This window comes from Pseudomonas sp. AE27 (genome assembly GCF_037113495.1).
Taxonomy (GTDB): Bacteria; Pseudomonadota; Gammaproteobacteria; order Pseudomonadales; family Pseudomonadaceae; genus Aquipseudomonas; species Aquipseudomonas palmensis.
This window is the reverse complement of record NZ_CP146966.1, coordinates 79,124-97,232: the sequence shown is the minus strand read 5'-3', so window position 1 is coordinate 97,232 and position 18,109 is coordinate 79,124. Positions and strand designations below refer to the sequence as shown.

General features: G+C 63.6%; 15 protein-coding genes. 8 read left to right on the top strand and 7 right to left on the bottom strand.

Annotated elements, in window-relative coordinates:
* Positions 1–266: 266 nt before the first annotated feature.
* Both V9K84_RS00460 and V9K84_RS00455 read left to right on the top strand, forming a co-directional pair.
* Positions 267–1,739: an inorganic phosphate transporter gene (locus V9K84_RS00460; protein WP_043862134.1), complete on the top strand. Its 1,473-nt coding sequence runs from the start codon at positions 267–269 to the stop codon at positions 1,737–1,739.
* A 145-nt stretch (positions 1,740–1,884) separates the two neighbouring features.
* Positions 1,885–3,072: a kelch repeat-containing protein gene (locus tag V9K84_RS00455; protein WP_168186866.1), complete on the top strand. Its 1,188-nt coding sequence runs from the start codon at positions 1,885–1,887 to the stop codon at positions 3,070–3,072.
* Here V9K84_RS00455 and V9K84_RS00450 read toward each other — a convergent pair.
* Positions 3,043–4,515 (bottom strand): helicase HerA-like domain-containing protein, encoded by a 1,473-nt coding sequence (locus V9K84_RS00450; RefSeq protein WP_043862132.1) that lies wholly within the window; start codon positions 4,513–4,515, stop codon positions 3,043–3,045. The two genes, V9K84_RS00455 and V9K84_RS00450, sit on opposite strands and share 30 nt — an antisense overlap.
* Positions 4,516–4,684: 169 nt before the next feature.
* On the opposite strand from V9K84_RS00450, the gene V9K84_RS00445 reads away from it, so the two are divergent.
* From V9K84_RS00445 to V9K84_RS00430, 4 genes are all read left to right on the top strand, one after another.
* Positions 4,685–6,559: a methyl-accepting chemotaxis protein gene (locus V9K84_RS00445; protein ID WP_338793433.1), complete on the top strand. Its 1,875-nt coding sequence runs from the start codon at positions 4,685–4,687 to the stop codon at positions 6,557–6,559.
* Between the two features lie 135 nt (positions 6,560–6,694).
* Positions 6,695–7,819, top strand: a complete 1,125-nt coding sequence (locus V9K84_RS00440; protein ID WP_054914809.1) for a glycosyltransferase family 1 protein — start codon at positions 6,695–6,697, stop codon at positions 7,817–7,819.
* Positions 7,812–8,585, top strand: coding sequence for a polysaccharide deacetylase family protein (locus V9K84_RS00435; protein ID WP_088515525.1), 774 nt, complete (start codon positions 7,812–7,814; stop codon positions 8,583–8,585). Before V9K84_RS00440 ends, V9K84_RS00435 begins: the two co-directional genes overlap by 8 nt.
* Positions 8,582–9,574, top strand: a complete 993-nt coding sequence (locus tag V9K84_RS00430; RefSeq protein WP_043862128.1) for a lysylphosphatidylglycerol synthase transmembrane domain-containing protein — start codon at positions 8,582–8,584, stop codon at positions 9,572–9,574. The genes V9K84_RS00435 and V9K84_RS00430 overlap by 4 nt, the downstream gene beginning before the upstream one ends.
* Before the next feature lie 50 nt (positions 9,575–9,624).
* Here V9K84_RS00430 and purU read toward each other — a convergent pair whose 3' ends face one another.
* Complete coding sequence (purU, locus tag V9K84_RS00425) at positions 9,625–10,473, bottom strand: formyltetrahydrofolate deformylase (protein WP_043862127.1); 849 nt, start codon at positions 10,471–10,473, stop codon at positions 9,625–9,627.
* A gap of 300 nt (positions 10,474–10,773) precedes the next feature.
* On the opposite strand from purU, the gene mvaT reads away from it, so the two are divergent.
* The gene (mvaT, locus tag V9K84_RS00420) at positions 10,774–11,151 is read left to right on the top strand and encodes a histone-like nucleoid-structuring protein MvaT (RefSeq protein ID WP_043862126.1); all 378 of its coding nucleotides are present in this window, start codon (positions 10,774–10,776) and stop codon (positions 11,149–11,151) included.
* Between the two features lie 72 nt (positions 11,152–11,223).
* Here the strand turns inward: mvaT and sbcB are convergent, their stop codons facing one another.
* The 3 genes from sbcB to V9K84_RS00405 all read right to left on the bottom strand — a co-directional run bounded on the left by sbcB (position 11,224) and on the right by V9K84_RS00405 (position 13,602).
* Entirely contained in the window at positions 11,224–12,657 is a 1,434-nt protein-coding gene (sbcB, locus tag V9K84_RS00415) for an exodeoxyribonuclease I (RefSeq protein WP_088515526.1), read from the bottom strand.
* Between the two features lie 38 nt (positions 12,658–12,695).
* Positions 12,696–13,055, bottom strand: a complete 360-nt coding sequence (locus V9K84_RS00410; protein WP_043862124.1) for a PilZ domain-containing protein — start codon at positions 13,053–13,055, stop codon at positions 12,696–12,698.
* A gap of 157 nt (positions 13,056–13,212) precedes the next feature.
* The gene (locus V9K84_RS00405) at positions 13,213–13,602 is read right to left on the bottom strand and encodes a lipoprotein (protein ID WP_043862123.1); all 390 of its coding nucleotides are present in this window, start codon (positions 13,600–13,602) and stop codon (positions 13,213–13,215) included.
* Between the two features lie 203 nt (positions 13,603–13,805).
* Between V9K84_RS00405 and pyk the strand changes: the two genes are divergently transcribed.
* On the top strand, positions 13,806–15,257 hold the full coding sequence (pyk, locus tag V9K84_RS00400; protein ID WP_043862122.1) for a pyruvate kinase: 1,452 nt from the start codon (positions 13,806–13,808) through the stop codon (positions 15,255–15,257).
* Between the two features lie 565 nt (positions 15,258–15,822).
* Here pyk and V9K84_RS00395 read toward each other — a convergent pair.
* Positions 15,823–16,749 carry an iron-sulfur-binding ferredoxin reductase gene (locus V9K84_RS00395; protein WP_088515527.1) on the bottom strand — a complete coding sequence of 309 codons (927 nt, stop codon included), beginning with the start codon at positions 16,747–16,749 and terminating at the stop codon, positions 15,823–15,825.
* Entirely contained in the window at positions 16,742–17,854 is a 1,113-nt protein-coding gene (locus tag V9K84_RS00390; protein WP_043862120.1) for a GGDEF domain-containing protein, read from the bottom strand. The genes V9K84_RS00395 and V9K84_RS00390 overlap by 8 nt, the downstream gene beginning before the upstream one ends.
* Positions 17,855–18,109: the final 255 nt, after the last annotated feature.

Sequence of the window (18,109 nt, the reverse complement as noted above, 5' to 3'; positions counted from 1 at the left end):
ACCCTTGCGGCGTCGAAGATGAAACCGTTACGTAATCTCACAAATTTAATACGGTCGTTTGAATTATTCAGCCGTGGAAAACATCGGTTTTTTCTTGACCGTTCGCGTTATTTTTTCTGATTTTTGCCGATCTTTCTCGATTACCCTCCCCTCCTGCAGTGCCCTGCCCCCCGCAAAAGCGCCCCGACCGGTCAGCACCTAGTGCATCGATTACCCAGGATTTCTGGCATAATCGCGCCCCCTTATGACCGGGTCAGAATTCCTTCATGATCGATTTATTCAGCGGACTTGATGCCTGGGTACTGGTGAGCCTGTTGCTCGCCTTGACCTTCGTGCTCGCCTTCGAGTTCATCAATGGCTTTCATGACACCGCCAATGCGGTAGCGACTGTCATCTATACCAAAGCCATGCCGCCGCACCTGGCCGTGTTCTTTTCCGGCGTGTTCAATTTCCTTGGCGTCCTGCTGGGCGGAGTCGGGGTGGCGTATGCCATCGTGCACCTGCTGCCGGTGGAGCTGCTGATCAATGTGAACACCGGGCATGGCCTGGCCATGGTCTTCTCGCTGCTGGCCGCGGCCATCGCGTGGAACCTGGGTACCTGGTACTTCGGCATCCCGGCGTCCAGCTCGCACACCCTGATCGGCTCGATCCTGGGCGTGGGCCTGGCCAACGCGCTGCTCAACGACATTCCACTGGGTGACGGGGTCAACTGGCAGAAGGCAATCGACATCGGCATGTCGCTGGTGCTCTCGCCCATGGCCGGCTTTGCCGTGGCCGCGCTGGTGCTGATCGGCCTGAAGTGGTGGCGCCCGCTGTCGAAGATGCACAAGACGCCTGAACAGCGCCGCAAGCTCGACGACAAGAAGCACCCGCCGTTCTGGAACCGCCTGGTACTGGTCATTTCGGCCATGGCCGTCAGCTTCGTGCACGGTTCCAACGATGGTCAGAAAGGTATCGGCCTGATCATGCTGGTGCTGATCGGCATCGTGCCGGCGCAGTTCGTGCTGGACCTGAACAGCACTACCTACCAGATCGAGCGTACCCGTGACGCGACCCTGCACCTGAGCCAGTTCTACCAGCGCAACAGCGAAACCCTGGGCGAATTCCTGGCACTGGGCAAGGCCAAGGCCGGTGACCTGCCGGAGCAGTTCAGCTGCAATCCGCAACAGACCGAGCCGACCATCACCGCGCTGCAGCAGTCGCTCAACGGCGTGGCGGACTACCATTCGCTAACTGCCGAGAAGCGCGTGGAAGTGCGGCGTTACCTGCTGTGCCTGGATGACACGGCGAAAAAGGTCAGCAAGTTGCCAGGCCTGGAAGCACGTGAAAAGGCCGACCTGGACAAACTGCGTCGTGACCTGACCGCGACCACCGAGTACGCGCCGTTCTGGGTGATCCTGGCGGTGGCCCTGGCCCTGGGCCTGGGGACCATGGTGGGCTGGAAGCGTGTGGTACTGACCATTGGCGAGAAGATCGGCAAGCAGGGCATGACCTATGCCCAGGGCATGTCGGCGCAGATCACCGCAGCCTGCGCGATTGGCGCGGCCAACATCTTCAGCCTGCCGGTGTCGACCACCCACGTGCTGTCGTCGGGTGTGGCCGGGACCATGGTGGCGAACAAGAGCGGCCTGCAAGGCGGCACCGTGCGCACCATTCTGCTGGCCTGGGTGCTCACCCTGCCGGCGACCATCGCCTTGTCGGCGGGGTTGTTCTGGTTGGCGTCCAAAGCCATCGGTTGAAATAACGCAGTACCGCAGAAGGGTCAGCCATTCATTTGGCTGGCCCTTTTTTCATGGCCCTGCGCAAACGTCCTGTCATTTATGTCAGTAGACGATGGGCCACCTGCAGCGCACCCTCCTTTTCACGCCGACAAGGAGAATGCACATGTCTAAGGACGACCCTATCCACACTTGCGCTGGCGCCATGCACATCGCCCGGGCCCTGCACAGCGCCATGCGTTTGCCCAATGGCGATGTGCTGGTTGCCGGCGGCATCACCAATGGCGGGCTTGCCACCGACAGCGTGGAGCGCTTCAGCCTTGACCAGCGCGAATGGAAGCAACAACCCCCCAAGCAGAAGGCGGCATTCTCGCAACTCACGGTCATTCTGGACGACGGGTCCTTTCTGCTGGTGGGCGGCTCGCAAACCGGGGAAGCCAGCGACCACGTCGAGCGTTTCGACACCATCCGCTCATGCTGGACAACGCTGTGCAGCCTCCAGGTTGCCCGCTTCAGCCACACCGCTACGTCACTGTGGGGCGGCACGAACAAGGTGCTTGTCATCGGCGGCAACCACCTCAAGGGCGACACCGGTAAAGTGCTCGACATCGTCGAGCTGTACGACGTCGCCAGCGACGAGTGGCATCAGCTCGGTGAGCGCAGTCAGGCACGCATGACCCACAGCGCCACGTTGCTCGACTCCGGCAAGGTGCTGATTATCGGCGGCTATGCCCCCGACCAGGCACTGGCCCACTGCGAACTCTTCGACCCGCAGACCGGGCGGTTCGAGCCGACCACGCCACTGCCTGCCCCCCGCATGCAGCATACGGCCACGCTGCTGAACAATGGCCAGGTGATGGTGGCGGGCGGCACCTGCATGCCGTTTGGTGAAAGTGCACTGGAATCGTTTCTGTACGATCCGCTAGCCGATACCTGGCGAAGTGGTCCGCCCATGCAGCGTGGACACCAGGGGCACACCGCCACGCTGCTGCCCGATGGTCGGCTGCTGCTGGCCGGCCATACCAGACTGCCCTACCGCCCCAGCACCGAGCTGTACGACCCACGCAAGGATGCATGGGTGCTGGGCAGCGAGCTGAACGAACCGCGCTTCTCCCACAGCGCCACGCTGCTGCCCGGCGATCAGGGCGTGCTGCTGTGCGCAGGCCAACTGCTCACACCCGACACGGCCTATACACGAAGCTGCGAGCACTGCTGCGGCCCCTTGGCACAACCTGCCGAGCCTGCGCAGGGCACCGGCTCGATGCCTTCGGGCCCGCTTGAGAACTTGCCGGCGAACCGGCAGTTCCACGGCCTCGACGCCTTGTCAGCGGCGCTTGCTGCCCCCCAGCAGTGAGCCCATCAAGCCCCGCACCAGTTGCCGTCCGAACTGATTGGCCGCCTGGCGCACCGCCGATTTGATCGCCTGCCCCGCCGCGCTCTGCAAGAACTCCCCGGCCTTGTCGGCCAGGCTTTCCTCGGCCGGCGCCTGCTGCGCCGATGGCACCTGCCCCTTGCGCGCCATCAATATCTCGTACGCCGACTCCCGATCGATCGGCTTGTCATAGCGCCCCTGCAACGGCGACGCCGCAATCAGCGCCGCCCGCTCGGCCTCGCTCAACGGCCCGATGCGCGATTGCGGCGGCGCGATCAGTACCCGCTCGACCATGCCCGGCGTACCCTTGTCCTGCAAGGTGCCCACCAACGCCTCGCCAATGCCAAGCTCGGTCAGCACCGCCAGGGTGTCGAACGCCGGGTTCGGCCGAAACCCATCGGCCACCGCCCGCAGCGACTTCTGCTCCTTGGCCGTGAACGCACGCAAGCCATGCTGGATGCGCAGGCCGAGCTGGGCGAGCACATCGTCCGGCAGGTCGCCCGGCGACTGAGTCACGAAATACACCCCCACCCCCTTGGAACGAATCAACCGCACCACCTGTTCCAGACGATCCTGCAGGGCCTTGGGCGTGCCGCTGAACAACAGGTGAGCCTCATCGAAAAACAGCGCCAGCAGAGGCTTGTCCGCATCGCCACGCTCGGGCAACTGCTCGAACAGCTCCGCCAGCAACCACAGCAGGAAGGTCGCATACACCTTCGGCGCCTCGTGCACCAGGCGGCTGGCATCGAGCAGGTGGATGCGCCCGCGCCCGTCGGCAGCAGGCTGCAGCAGGTCTGGCAACTGCAACGCCGGCTCACCGAACAGAGCCTCGGCCCCTTGCTGCTCCAGGGTCGCCAGGCGCCGCAACAGGGCCTGGCTGGAACCGCTGGTCATCAGCGCACTGTCTTCGCCGAGCACCTGCGGGTTGTCCTTGAGGTGGCCGAGCAGCGCCTTGAGGTCCTTGATGTCCAGCAGCAACAGGCCCTCGCGATCGGCCACCTTGAACGCCGCATACAGCGCCGCCTGCTGGCTGTCGTTGAGTTCGAGCAGGTTGCCCAGCAGCAACGGGCCCATTTCGCTCAAGGTCGTGCGCAACGGGTGCCCGGACTTGCCGTGCACATCCCACAGGGTCACCGGATACGCCTGCGGCCGATGCTCGAGCCAGGGCATGCCGGCAATCCGCTCGGCCACCTTGCCCTGCGGGTTGCCCACCGCACCCAGGCCGCACAGGTCGCCTTTGACGTCTGCAGCGAACACCGCCACGCCGGCATCGCTGAAGGCCTCGGCCAGGTGCTGCAAGGTCACGGTCTTGCCGGTGCCGGTGGCCCCGGCAACCAGTCCGTGACGGTTGGCCAGGCGCATGGCCTGGCACACCGGCTGCCCCGCCAGGTCCGCACCGAGAATGAACTGCGAAGAGTCAGGCATGTTTTTTCACCCTCTGTTCAAGCTTTAGTAGTACTCGGCCGATACCAAGTGTTGATGTTTCACCCAGAAAGTCAGGAAAAGCCCGACAAGGACATGGGAACTGCACTGCTTTCAAGATGCCTTTGTGCGAATGACCCGGATATAAAGACCTTAGCGGACCCAATACGCCATGAATAAAAGCTTCCGTTTCAGCCATAAGATCTTGCTGGCTGCTTCCCTGATCGTCCTTGTGGCCTTCACCCTCTTTACTCTCTACAACGATTACCTGCAGCGTAATGCGATTCACGAAGATCTGGAAAACTATGTCGGCGAAATGGGCGATGCCGCCTCGACCAACATCAAGAACCTCTTCGAAGGACGCCTGCTGCTGGTAGAGAACCTGGCACAGAACATCGCGGCAGCTCCCGGCAACCTCGACTCGCTGCTGGACCAGAAGGTGCTGGCGTCGAGCTTCATCACGGTGTACATGGGCAAGACCGACGGCGGCTTCACCGTGCGCCCGGTGATCCAGATGCCTGACGGCTACGATCCGCGCATCCGCGACTGGTACAAGGACAGCATGGCGGCCAACGGCCCGACCCTGACCGAACCCTACCTGGACATCAGTACCGGCAAGATGGTGATCGGCATGAACGCCACGGTGTCGCGCGAACTGGGCGTGGTCGGTGGCGACATGGAGCTGGACGCCCTGGTCAAGATCATCAACTCCCTGAATTTCGGCGGCATGGGCTATGCGTTCCTGGTGAACGACCAAGGCAAGATCCTGGTGCACCCGGACAAGGACCTGGTGATGAAGTCGCTGTCGGACCTGTACCCGAACAACACCCCGCGCGTGACCAAGGAACTGACCGAGGTCGAGAACAACGGCCAGACCCGTATCCTCAGTTTCGCACCGGTCAAAGGCCTGCCATCGGCCAACTGGCACATCGGTCTCTCGATCGATAAAGAAAAAGCCTACGCGATGCTGAGCAAGTTCCGCACCTCGGCGGTGATAGTCACCGTGATTGCGGTGGCCATCATCATCGCCCTGCTTGGCATGCTCATCCGCGTGCTGCTGCAACCGCTGCACATCATGACCCGTGCCATGGAAGACATCGCCCAGGGCGAAGGCGACCTGACCAAGCGGCTGAGCATCCACAGCAATGACGAGTTCGGCACCCTGGGCCGCGCCTTCAACCACTTCGTCGAGCGTATCCACAGCTCGATCCGCGAAGTGTCCTCGGCCACCCAGCAGGTCAACGAAGTGGCACTGCGCGTGGTCAGCGCCTCCAACTCCTCGATGGTCAACTCCGACGAGCAGGCCAACCGCACCAACAGCGTGGCCGCCGCGATCAACGAGCTGGGCGCCGCTGCCCAGGAAATCGCCCATAACGCCGCGCAAGCCTCGCAGCAGGCCAGCTCTGCACGCCACCTGGCCGAAGAGGGCCAGCAGGTGGTAGACCGCAGCATTCAGGCGATGAACCGTCTGTCGGACCTTATCTCCACCTCCAGCTCGCACATCGAGACGCTCAACAGCAAGACCGTGAACATCGGTCAGATCCTCGAAGTGATCACCAGCATCTCGCAACAGACCAACCTGCTGGCCCTCAACGCGGCCATCGAGGCGGCCCGTGCCGGTGAAGCCGGGCGCGGGTTTGCTGTGGTGGCCGATGAAGTGCGCAACCTGGCCCACCGTACCCAGGAGTCGGCACAGCAGGTGCAGAGCATGATCGAAGAGCTGCAGGTCTGCGCCCGCGAGTCGGTCGACACCATGAGCCAGAGCCAGCGCCACAGCCAGGACAGCGTCTCGATCGCCAACCAGGCCGGCGAGCGCCTGGGCAGCGTGACCCTGCGTATCGGCGAGATCGACGGCATGAACCAGTCGGTGGCCACCGCCACCGAAGAGCAGACCTCGGTGGTCGAGTCGATCAACATGGACATCAACGAAATCAACATGCTCAACCAGGAAGGCGTGGAGAACCTGCAGGCCACCCTGCGTGCCTGTTCCGACCTGGAACAGCAGGCCGGCCGCCTCAAGCACCTGGTCGGTACCTTCCGCATCTGACCGCGCGCGCCCGGCGGCTTGCTCGCCGGGCGCGCAACATGATCGAACAAACTATCCTTCACTGAGGTCCACCCTAGGGCGCGTCATCCACCGCATATCCATGCGCGATGACAACCTGAAGACGGTCTCGGAGGGATGCTGATCGTGCACATCGCTGACATCACCATGTTCTACGCCCCCGCCAGTGGCGGTGTGCGTACCTATCTTGATGCCAAACACCGCCGCCTGGGCCTGAACCCCGGCGTTCGCCACAGCCTGCTGATCCCCGGCGCCAGCGCCAGCCATGCCAATGGCATCTATCAGGTGCCTGCCCCCGCCCTGCCCTTCGGCAACGGCTACCGCTTCCCGCTGCGTCTGGCGCCCTGGCGCAACGTGCTGCACGACCTGCAACCGGACCTGATCGAAGTGGGCGACCCCTACCTCACCGCCTGGGCCGCGCTCGATGCACGGCGCCAGCTCGATGTGCCGGTGATCGGGTTCTACCATTCCGATCTGCCGCTGCTGGTCGGCAACCGCATGGGCCACTGGTTCACGCCCAATGTCGAAGCCTATGTCAGCAAGCTGTACGGCAACTTCGACCGGGTGCTGGCGCCCAGCCAGGTGATGGCCGACAAGCTGCGTGGGCTGGGCATCGGCAATGTGCATGTACAGCGCCTCGGGGTGGACCTGCAGACCTTCCACCCCGATCATCGCGACCCCGGCCTGCGCGCCGAGCTGGGGCTGGCCGACACCACGCGCCTGCTGGTGTTCGCCGGGCGCGGCTCCCGGGAGAAGAACCTGCCCGTGCTGCTGGACTGCATGAAACGCCTGGGCAAGCACTACCACCTGCTGCTGGTGGGTTCGCACATGCCCAGCAACGTGCCGGCCAACGTCACCATCATCAACCACTTCTGCCCGGCCACCCAGGTCGCCCGCCTGCTGGCCAGTGCCGATGCGCTGCTGCACGCCGGCGACCAGGAGACCTTCGGGCTGGTGATACTCGAGGCCATGGCCAGCGGCATCCCGGTGGTGGCGGTAGCGGCCGGGGCCTTTACCGAAATCGTCGAACCGGGCTACGGCCGGCTGTGCACGCCCAACGACGGCCAGGCGATGGCCGCCGCCGTGCGCGAGCTGTTCGAGGCCGGCGCACCGCAACTGGGGCAGCAGGCACGCCGGCATGCCGAACAGCACTACGCCTGGGACACGGTGGTCGGCGGCCTGCTCGAACACTATCGGGCCGTGCTGGGCCATCACGAGCAACCGGTGCGCGCCCATGCCTGAACAGCCTGACCTGCACAACCAGCGCCCCAGCGTACTGCTGGTGCTGCACGACGTGGCCCCGGAAACCTGGCCCGACTACCAGCCCTTCGTCGAAGCCGTCGACGCCCTGGGCGACATCCCCATGACCCTGCTGGTGGTACCCGACTTCCACCGGCGCAACCCTGTGCAGCAGGCCCCGGCCTTTCGCCAGGTGCTGGAGCGGCGACTGAGCCGGGGCGACGAACTGGCCCTGCATGGCTACTACCATGCCGACGACGGCCCGCCGCCACGTTCGCCGCGCGAGTACTTCATGCGTCGCATCTATACCTGGGAGGGTGAGTTCTACGCCCTGGGCCAGGCCCAGGCGCTGCATCGCCTGAATGCCGGGATCGAGCTGTTCCAGGCCTGCGATTGGCCGCTGACCGGTTTCGTTGCCCCGGCCTGGCTGATGAGCGAAGGCACTCGCCAGGCCCTGCGCGAAACCCCGCTGCACTACACCAGCGACCCGCAGCACCTGTTCCGCCTGCCCGACTTCAGCCGCATCGACGCCCCGGGGCTGGTGTGGAGCGCCCGCAGTGCCTGGCGCCGAGGGCTGTCGAAAGTACTCAGCGAGGCGCGCCGGGCACGCCTGCAGCAGGCGGCCACGATCCGCCTCGGGCTGCACCCGGTGGACATGCGCCATGCCTATTCGCGCCGCTACTGGCTCGACACCCTGCAGCAACTGCTGCAGCAGGGCCGTACCCCCATGACCAAGATGGCCTGGCTGGCCAGCAGGCCCGGCGCATGACTCGCCTGGGCTGGCTCACGCTGGCCCTGCTGCTGGCGCTGCTGGTACCGACGCTGCTGGGCGGCAGCGACCTGCTGCCGCGCCTGCAGCGGTTCCCGCTGGCGCTGCTGATGGGGTTGTTCGGCATGATCGTGCTGTGCTGGTGCATCAACGCCCTGCGCCTGCGTCTGCTGCTCGGCACCCAGGGGGCGGCGCTGGGGCGGGTGCGCAGCCTGGGAGTGATCATGGCCACCGAGTTCGCCATCTGCTCCACCCCCGGCGGCAGCGGCGGGCCACTGGCGCTGGTGGCCCTGCTGGCCAGGCACCGGGTGCGCCCGGCCCAGAGCAGCGCGGTGTTCGCCATGGACCAACTCAATGACCTGGTGTTCTTCCTGTGCGCGATGTTCGGGATTGTCATCTACATGCTGTTCCACCGCTTCAGCGCAAGCATGCAGGGCATGCTGCTGGCCAGTGCGCTGATGATGTTCGCCGCCCTGCTGGCGGGGCTGGCGATACTGCGCTGGCGCCGCGGGTTGATGCGTGCGATGGGCCGGCTGCTGCGGCGGTTGAAGGTGCGTGACGCCACGTGCCGACGCTGGGCGCGCAAGGTGCTGCACTTCTTTCGCGCGTTTGCCGCCACCTGGCGCCTGCCCAAGCGGGTACTGGCACTGGTGTTCGGGCTCACCTGCCTGCACTGGGCGCTGCGCTACAGCGTGCTGTACCTGGTGTTGCGCGGGCTGGGGACAGACCTGCAGTGGGTGTCGAGCTTTCTGGTGCAGATGCTTGCCCTGAGTGCCGGCCAGTTCAGCCTGTTGCCCGGCGGGGCTGGCGCGGCGGAGTTGACCTCGGCGACGCTGCTGACGCCCATGGTGGGCAAGTCGACCGCGGCAGCGGCGATTCTGATATGGCGGGTGGTGACGTACTACTTCTATCTGGTGGTGGGCGGCCCGGTGTTCGTCTGCCTGCTGGGCAAGCCGCTGCTGGAGCGGTTGCGCCTGGCACGGCGGTAGACACGCGTTGTGCCCTTCGCCAGCAAGTCTGGCGAAGGGCCGGTGCGGTCCTAGAACACCACCGTCTTGTTGCCGTGCACCAGCACGCGGTCTTCCAGGTGATAGCGCAGGCCGCGGGCCAGCACCATCTTCTCGACGTCGCGACCGAAACGCACCATGTCCTCGATGCTGTCGCTGTGGCTCACACGCACCACGTCCTGCTCGATGATCGGGCCGGCATCCAGCTCTTCGGTCACGTAGTGGCAGGTGGCGCCGATCAGCTTCACGCCACGCATCGACGCCTGGTGATACGGCTTGGCCCCCACGAACGACGGCAGGAAGCTGTGGTGAATGTTGATCACCTGCTGGGCGTATTCCTGGCACAGCTGCGGCGGCAGGATCTGCATGTAGCGCGCCAGCACCACCACGTCGGCGGCATGCTCCTTGACCAGGCGCGACACCTCGGCAAATGCCGGCTGCTTGTTCTGCGGGTCGACCGGTACGTGGTAGAACGGAATGCCGTGCCACTCGACCATGCTGCGCAGGTCATTGTGGTTGGAGATCACGCACGGGATATCGCAGTCCAGCTCGTTGCTGTGCCAGCGGTGCAGCAGGTCGGCCAGGCAATGGGACTCGCGGCTGGCCATCAGCACCACGCGTTTCTTCTGGTCGGTGTCGGTAATGCGCCACACCATCGAAAACTCTTCAGCAATCGGCGCGAACGCTTCGCGCAGCGCCTCGATGCCGAAAGGCAGGGTATCGGCACGGATTTCGTGACGCATGAAGAACCAGCCGCTCAGGTCATCGGAATGATGGCTCGCTTCGGTGATCCAGCCGTTATGGGACGCCAGAAAATTACTGACTTTGGCGACGATGCCGACACGGTCGGGGCAAGCGATCACCAGCCGATAGGTGCGCATGAGAGGGGCTCCAGAGTTCGCAAAGGCGCGTATTCTAACGACTGCCCGGAAAAACTGCAGTAGTGATTGCATACCGTGTATCACAACCTCACACCGCAGCCAGCCTGGGCTTGCACCTCGTCAAGGGCACATTAAAGTTATTTAACAATTGAAGCGGATAATTGGGAGTATCTCGTCACAATACCCTTTCAATTATGAAGGTATTCCGCAATGACGGCGGTTTAATGTTTACTTGTATTAAGTGTCTGACTATTATTGCTGCACCGCTGTCCTGCGTCCCTTCCCTCCAAGGAATACCTCATGTCCCTGATCAACGAATACCGCGCTACCGAAGAAGCCATCAAAGAACTGCAAGCCCGCCTGAAGAACCTGTCCGAAGACAACAAGCTGAAAACCGAGCTGGAGTTTGAAGCCAAACTGCGCGAGCTGATGGGCGAGTACTCCAAGTCGCTGCGCGACATTATTGCTCTGCTGGACCCTGAGGCCAAACTGAACAAGGCCCCTCGCGGCCCGGTTAAAACCACCGGCACCAAGCGTGCACGCAAGGTCAAGCAATACAAGAACCCGCACAATGGCGAAGTCATCGAAACCAAAGGTGGCAACCACAAGACACTCAAAGAGTGGAAAGCCAAGTGGGGTGGTGACGTAGTAGAAGGCTGGGCGACCCTGCTCGGTTAATCGCTGGACACTGTAACCCGGTTACAGGTCAGCCCAAAACGCCAGCATGCTGGCGTTTTTTATTGCCTGCAATTACTGCAGGGCAAACCGTTCGCGCAAGTTCCTGGCATGGGCTCGCCATTGCGCCAGCAACTCGCGCTGCGTGGCATCGGCATCCAGCCAGGCGCTCTGCAATGCCTGCTCGAAGCCTTCAAGGGTATTCGGAGCGCCCATTGCCGGGTCGCTCAGGCGCTGCTGGCAGAACCCGAGCCAACGCTGGCGCTCCTGTGCATCCAAGGTCTGCGGAAAATTGCGCGCACGGTAGCGAAACAGCAACTCCGGCAATCGTGCATCGTCGAACATCCACTGACCCGTGGCTAATTGCTCGGGCTCCACGGTTCTTACTTGTTCACACAGGCGTCGGTCGCGATCACCGATAAATCCGTCATACAGCTGTTGCTCGGGGTCTTCGCTCGGGGCGAATTCCTGACTGTCATAAATAGCGCTCAACTTGTTCTGCCACACGGCCTGGGCGGCACTCAACTGCTCGGCGCGCTGTTGATACAACGTCATATCCAGGCCAAGGCGTTGCTGATCTTCACCGCGCAATACACTCAAGGGCGCGACCACCGGGCAGCGATTGATCTGAATTAATTTCAACGGTACCGGCAATTGTCCCTCGGACATTTCCTCGCGTCGGGTGTACAGACGCTGACGCAACACTTCGGCATCTTCCGTCAGCAATGGTGCGATATCCTGATGCAAGTCGCACACAATCAGCGCATTGCGATTGCGTGGATGCCAGGCCAGGGGCAGCACCACGCCAAGATAATTACGTGCCGCAGAAAAGCGTCCGGAAATATGCACAAGCGGTTGCAACAAACGCACTTGATCGAGGACTTTCTGCTTGCTGCGCAACTGGAACAACCATGCATACAGCCTGGGTTGCTTCTCGCGGATCAAGCGCGCCATTGCCAACGTGGCACGCACATCCGCAAGCGCCTCGTGCGCCTGCCCGTGATCGATGCCATTGGCCGCCGTCAGCAACTCCAGCTTCAGGCTCACCTGGCCGTCGCGCTGCGGCCACTGGATGCCATCGGGGCGCAGGGCGTAGGCAGTGCGCACCACATCGATAAGGTCCCAGCGGCTGTTGCCGCCCTGCCACTCGCGGGCATAGGGGTCGAAAAAGTTGCGATACAGGCTGTAACGCGTCACTTCGTCGTCGAAACGCAGCGAGTTGTAGCCGGCCCCGCAAGTACCCGGGCGCGCCAGCTCGGCGTGCACCCGGGTCATGAACTCGGCTTCGCACAGGCCCTGGGTGGCCAGCTGCGCCGGGGTAATGCCGGTTATCAGGCACGCCGCAGGGTGCGGCAGAATATCGTCGGCGGGTTGGCAGAAGAGGTTGACCGGCGGCTCGATCTCGTTGAGGTCCAGATCGGTGCGCACCCCTGCCACCTGCAGGGGCCGGTCGCTGCGCGGGTTGATACCGGTGGTTTCATAGTCGTGCCAGAAAATGCTGGAGCTCACGGCGTCGTCCTGAACAGAAAATCTGCCGGGAGTCTACCTCAGGCCGACGCACTCAACGGGTGGAAGCTGAAATAGTTGCGCAGCGACGACACCAGTTCGTCGTATTCGCGAGGGGCCTGCAGCAGCATGAAGCCGGAATCGTAGTGCCCCGGGTTCTCGTCTTCGTGGCACCACAGGCAGCTGGCGGTGAGGTTGATCACGTGCAGCGCACCGGCGCGCCCGGGCACCTTGAGCTGCAGTTCGAAATCGGGGCCCACCAGCAATGGCAGGTCGCTGATCAGCATCAGGCCGTCTTCGGACACATTGCCCAGATAACCGATGGGCAACCCGGTAAACCGGTTGAAGACCTTGAGGTAATACGGGAGCAGGTGACGCTCGATTCGACGTTCGGTAAACATGATAGGAGTCGCTGTCGAAGACCCTTGAGCAGGGTCGCGCTGGATCGTTCTGGTGTACCGCATGTACCTCACAAGCCTAGCGCAACCTGACTGCCCCGTCACATTCGGACCCGCGCACTTTAGTATTAACGTCAGTATCGACGTCGTTGCGCGGCCATCAACGCCAGGGGGTGCTGCTGGCCGGACGGGCGATGGCCGGCTCGCCATTGGGGCGATAGTGGCCAAGCTGCTCGAGGGTCTGCAGGCGGGCGCGGGCACGGTAGGCGTACTCGTTGCGCGGGTACTGGGTGATGATGTACTGGTAGGTCTGCGCCGCATCCACATAGAGCTTCTGGCGCTCCAGGCACTGACCGCGCAGCATCGACGCCTCGGGGTGGATGAACGGGCGCGCACGGCTGGTGCGGTCGACCTGCGACAGCTCGAGCATGACCTGCTCGCAGTTGCCGCGATCATAGGCGCGGTAGGCATTGTTCAGGTGATGGTCCATCGACCAGCGGGTGCAACCGACGACACTGGTCGCCAGGGCTAAAACGATCAAGGCTCGCATGGGGGGTCTCCTCTACTGAGCAGTGTATCGGCGCTTTCCTTGAAAGCTATAGGAGGAACAGCGGCAAGCGGACTGCATTGCGCTTGCCGCTTGCCACTCGTTCAACCGCCCCTCCTCCTCCCACCAAGGTAGTGCAAAGGAACAATGACTACAGCGATTTTCCGGAGTAGCCTTTCGCTGCGCTTCACTACAGGAGTCTGTGCATGACCATCCGCCGCACCAAAATTGTCGCCACCCTTGGCCCCGCCAGCAACTCGCCGGAAGTTATCGAGCAACTGATCCTTGCGGGTCTGGACGTCGCTCGCTTGAACTTCTCGCACGGCACCCCGGACGAGCACAAGGCTCGCGCCCGCATGATCCGTGACATCGCCGCCAAGCATGGCCGCCACGTCGCGCTGCTGGGCGACCTGCAAGGGCCGAAGATCCGCATTGCCAAGTTTGCCAACAAGCGAATCGAACTCAAGGTCGGCGACCGCTTCACCTTCTCCACGGCTCACCCGCTCACCGAAGGCACCCAGGATATCGTCGGCATCGACTACCCGGACCTGGTAAAGGACTGCGGCGTGGGTGACGAACTGCTGCTCGACGACGGCCGCGTGGTCATGCGCGTCGAAACCGCCAGCGCCGACGCCCTGCACTGCGTGGTGCTGATCGGCGGCCCGCTGTCGGACCACAAGGGCATCAACCGTCGCGGCGGCGGCCTGACCGCCCCGGCCCTGACCGAAAAAGACAAGGCCGATATCAAGCTGGCGGCCGAGATGGACCTGGACTACCTGGCCGTGTCGTTCCCGCGTGATGCCAGCGACATGGAATACGCCCGTCGCCTGCGTGACGAGTCCGGTGGTACGGCCTGGCTGGTGGCCAAGATCGAACGTGCCGAAGCCGTGGCCGACGACGAGACCCTCGACGGCCTGATTCGCGCCAGTGATGCAGTGATGGTGGCCCGTGGTGACCTGGGTGTGGAAATCGGCGACGCCGAGCTGGTGGGCATCCAGAAGAAGATCATTCTGCATGCACGCCGCCACAACAAGGCGGTGATCACCGCGACCCAGATGATGGAGTCGATGATCCAGAACCCGATGCCGACCCGTGCCGAAGTGTCCGACGTGGCCAACGCCGTGCTCGACTACACCGACGCGGTAATGCTGTCGGCCGAGAGTGCTGCCGGTGCCTACCCGCTCGAGGCGGTACAGGCCATGGCGCGGATCTGCCTGGGCGCCGAGAAGCACCCTACCAGCAAGACCTCCAGCCACCGCATGGGCACGCAGTTCAGCCGTTGCGACGAGAGCATCGCGCTGGCGGCCATGTACACCGCCAACCACTTCCCGGGTGTGAAGGCGATCATTGCCTTGACCGAGAGTGGCTACACCCCGCTGATCATGTCGCGTATTCGTTCGTCGATCCCGATCTTCGCCTTCTCGCCGCACCGCGAAACCCAGGCGCGGGTTGCGATGTTCCGTGGCGTGTACACCGTACCGTTCGACCCTGCGGCGCTGGCGCCGGAGCAAGTCAGCCAGGCGGCGGTGGACGAGCTGCTCAAGCGTGGCGTGGTCGAGCAAGGTGACTGGGTCATCCTGACCAAGGGTGACAGCTACCACACCATCGGTGGCACCAATGGCATGAAGATTCTGCATGTCGGTGATCCGTTGGTCTGAAGCTGACCGGTTGTCACTAGAGCCCCGCCTTGATGGCGGGGCTTTTTTATGGGTGCCGATACGCCGGTGCAGGTGCCGGTGATCTTGGTCTTAATCTGGCTTTGATCTGCCGGCCCTTCAGAAGGCCGAGTGGAATCGCCATCCAGGCTGGATAATCTCTCAACTGGATCAGTGGTTCCAATGACAGCGAGCATATCCAACATGAATACAGACGCCGAGGGCCCCTTCCGCTCTTACAGCGGCTTACTTTTTTCTTGGAAAAAGTAAGCAAAACCGCTCCGTCCATCATCAGGCCCTACGCTTCGCTACGGGTCCCCTCCCTCCGGCGCCGCTCCGGGGGCACGCGACCCGAGTTGCAAGCAACTCTAACAGTCGCTCGCTTCGGCTAACGCCGAAGGGGCTTCGCCCCGCCCCCTGCACGACACCTCCACTCGGCCTTCTGGGGGACGGAAGATCAAAATCAAAAGCAGATCAAGATCAAGATCAAGAGCCAGAGCCAGAGCCAGAGCCAGAGCCAGAGCAAACGCCACAGGAACCTGCAGTACCTCCTTATGGGAACAAATCCTCAGGCATGCCCCACGAATACATCCGCGAACAGCTGATTACGCGGCAACCCCGCCAGAAACAACCCACGCGCAAACCGCTCCACACTCGACGCAGAGCCACAAGCCAGCGCAATCGTCTGACGCGATGCCAGACGCATCGGCCCCAACTCCTCCGGTATCAGCAACTGCACCTCCACCTGCGGGTACCGCCGCGCCAGGTCATCCAGCTCCCGCTGCAGGTAATGCCCACCCGCCTCGCTCGCCACATGCACCACCCTGATCGCCCCCTGATGCTCCTGACGCAGCGCCTCGCGCACAATCCCCCACAGTGGCGCCAGCCCGGAACCCGCCGCCAGCAGCCACAACGGCCGGGCCTGCCAGTCCGGATCGTAATGCAGCGCGCCACCGCGCAACTCCCCCAGGCGCACCAGGTCGCCCACCTGCAACCCCCGCGCCGCGCTGCAGAACGCCCCGGCATGCCGGCAATCCAGGTGAAATTCGAGCCATTCATCCTCGCCCGGCACGCTGGCCAGCGAATACGGTCGCGCAACACCTTGCACGCTCCACAGCACCAGATGCTGCCCCGCCTGATACCGCAACGGCCTGTCCGGTTGCAGGCGCAGCCGCAGCACCTGCGCGCCCAGCCAGTCCAGCGCGACGACCCGCGCCGGCGCCCCATCGCGCACCGGGTCGAACACCGCTACCTGCAGGTCACTCTCGACCCGACACTGGCAGGCCAGCCGCCAGCCCTCCAGGCGCTTGCCTTCACTCAGCGCATCGGGCCTGGCATCACCCGGCACACCCGCCAGACAACGCACCAGGCAAGCATGGCAGCTCCCCGCCCGGCAGCTGTAGGGCACGCCCACGCCAGCCTCGTTCAGCGCATCCAGCAGGTTGCTGCCCTCGGCCACCTGCCAACTGCGCTCACCTACGCACAACTCAGGCATCCACCACCTCCCAGGCCGGCACACAGCGATTTCGGCCGCTGCGCTTGGCGCGGTACAGCGCCTGGTCGGCACGGTGCAATGCATTGTCCAGGTCATCCTCGGCTGTCAGCAGGGTCATGCCGACCGACAGGCTCAAGGGCCCCACCTGCCCCTGCATCGCCGCCGAGGGCAACGCACCAAAGGCCTGACGCAGACGCTCGCAGCAATGTTCCAGGGCCTGGGCCGTGCAATCGGGCAACAACAGCACGAACTCCTCGCCGCCATAGCGGGCCAGCACCGCGGCGTCGCACAGGTGCTCGCTGGCAACCTGGGCAAAGGCCTGCAGTACCCGGTCGCCGACCGCATGCCCGTGGGCGTCGTTGATGCGCTTGAAATGGTCCAGGTCGATCAGCGCCAGACCATGCCGGCTCCCCATGGGCATGCTGGCCAGGGCATCGCTGGCCAGGCGCAGAAAATGCCGGCGGTTGAACAGGCCGGTCAGCTCGTCGGTGGCCACCAGTTCCTCCAGTTGCCCCATCATGCCGCGCAGGGTGTCCTGGTGCGCCTGCAGGGCGATGCGGCGCTGGCGCATGCGCTGGCGCGAGGCCTGCACGTAGCGGGCATACAGGCACAACCAGCACAGCACCACGAACAGCGTGCATACCTGCAACGCCGCCAGCGCCGGGTCCGACAGGCGCCCGTTGCCCCACTCCCACAGGTTCAGGCCGAGAAAGCTGCACAGCACCACCAGCGCGCAGCGGGTGAACGAACGGCCGTTGAGGTGGAACAGGCCGAACATCAGGATCAACGGGTACAGCACCAGGAAGGTGCCACGGGCCTGGTCCAGGTTGGCCAGCAGCCAGGTTTGCCAGGCCGCTGCCAGCAGCACCTGGAACTCCGTGAGGCTGGGGTCGCGCCAGCGCAGGTTGACGCCACTGGCAAACACCCAGCCCAGCCACGCCAGGTTGAGCAACAGCAGCACACTGCTCGCGCCGATGACCGGCACCGGCGCCTGCACATGCCCGCCCAGCACGGCGACCCAGGCCAGCAGCAGCACCAGCAGGTAACTGCCGGCAGCCAGCAGGAAACGCTTGAGAAGAAGCTTTTGCAGAGCGGTTTCGGTCACGGGTGACTCACCAGGCAGCCGAGCGGCAGCGGTTGTGACGGGGGGCAGTCGGTACTGTAGGACGTGTTCGAAATAATTGCCACGCAAAAACAGTGCCTGGCAGCAGGCGACCATGGTTGGCCGCACTGGCGCGTGTACCGGCAGGCGATGCGCGCTATACTGCCGCGCCTTTTTGCGTCGGCCACTGCGTGTCGGCGCGCCTTGAAAGGTCATTGCGACGCCTCGGCCCGTGAACGTCGCGATACCTTAATGAAT

Excerpts from the sequence above, each read along its gene's own strand:
- V9K84_RS00460 (WP_043862134.1), top strand. The coding sequence starts at position 267 with ATGATCGATTTATTCAGCGGACTTGATGCCTGGGTACTGGTGAGCCTG.
- V9K84_RS00455 (WP_168186866.1), top strand. The coding sequence starts at position 1,885 with ATGTCTAAGGACGACCCTATCCACACTTGCGCTGGCGCCATGCACATC.
- V9K84_RS00450 (WP_043862132.1), bottom strand. The coding sequence starts at position 4,515 with ATGCCTGACTCTTCGCAGTTCATTCTCGGTGCGGACCTGGCGGGGCAG.
- V9K84_RS00445 (WP_338793433.1), top strand. The coding sequence starts at position 4,685 with ATGAATAAAAGCTTCCGTTTCAGCCATAAGATCTTGCTGGCTGCTTCC.
- V9K84_RS00440 (WP_054914809.1), top strand. The coding sequence starts at position 6,695 with ATGCTGATCGTGCACATCGCTGACATCACCATGTTCTACGCCCCCGCC.
- V9K84_RS00435 (WP_088515525.1), top strand. The coding sequence starts at position 7,812 with ATGCCTGAACAGCCTGACCTGCACAACCAGCGCCCCAGCGTACTGCTG.
- V9K84_RS00430 (WP_043862128.1), top strand. The coding sequence starts at position 8,582 with ATGACTCGCCTGGGCTGGCTCACGCTGGCCCTGCTGCTGGCGCTGCTG.
- purU (WP_043862127.1), bottom strand. The coding sequence starts at position 10,473 with ATGCGCACCTATCGGCTGGTGATCGCTTGCCCCGACCGTGTCGGCATC.
- mvaT (WP_043862126.1), top strand. The coding sequence starts at position 10,774 with ATGTCCCTGATCAACGAATACCGCGCTACCGAAGAAGCCATCAAAGAA.
- V9K84_RS00410 (WP_043862124.1), bottom strand. The coding sequence starts at position 13,055 with ATGTTTACCGAACGTCGAATCGAGCGTCACCTGCTCCCGTATTACCTC.
- V9K84_RS00405 (WP_043862123.1), bottom strand. The coding sequence starts at position 13,602 with ATGCGAGCCTTGATCGTTTTAGCCCTGGCGACCAGTGTCGTCGGTTGC.
- pyk (WP_043862122.1), top strand. The coding sequence starts at position 13,806 with ATGACCATCCGCCGCACCAAAATTGTCGCCACCCTTGGCCCCGCCAGC.
- V9K84_RS00395 (WP_088515527.1), bottom strand. The coding sequence starts at position 16,749 with ATGCCTGAGTTGTGCGTAGGTGAGCGCAGTTGGCAGGTGGCCGAGGGC.